Source organism: Campylobacter sp. TTU-622, assembly GCF_016598965.1.
Lineage (GTDB): Bacteria > Campylobacterota > Campylobacteria > Campylobacterales > Campylobacteraceae > Campylobacter_D.
On record NZ_JAENKR010000218.1, the window covers coordinates 1 to 494 of the forward strand.

1 protein-coding gene is annotated in these 494 nt (G+C 21.7%); it reads left to right on the forward strand.

What is annotated here, in order from left to right; genetic code table 11:
- Window positions 1-440 (forward strand): LysR substrate-binding domain-containing protein (locus JG677_RS08560; protein ID WP_234284682.1); only part of this gene is annotated, 440 nt, incomplete at its 5' end.
- Window positions 441-494 lie beyond the last annotated feature (54 nt).

Genomic DNA, 494 nt, shown 5'->3' on the forward strand with positions numbered 1-494 from the left:
GCTATATAGATCACGAATCTTTCATAAAGAAAGAATGGTATGAAGATGAATTAATCGTTGTAAGTGCCAATGAAGAATTAAAAAATAAAGAATTTTACATTGATGAACTTTTAGATAAAAAATGGATTTTTAGAGAAAAAGGTTCTGGCTTAAGAGATGCTTTTTTGAAAAAAATTGGCAAAGTATCTAAAAATTTTCCAATCTTTCTAGAACTTGATAGAGCAAATGCCATAAAAGAACTTATTTTAAAACAAGATGCTATTTCATTTTTTTCTAAAAAAGCTGTTGAAAGAGAGTTGCAAAATAATATACTTTATCCAATTAAAATAAAAAATATAAATTTAAAAAGAAAATTTTACGTGGTAAAAAGAAAAGATTATAGTTTTAACAGAGCTTTAGATAAATTTGAAGATTTTTTATTTGAATATAAAAATTTATAAGCTTAACTATGAAAAATATAATATAATTATTTTATATAAATCACTATTTTAAGG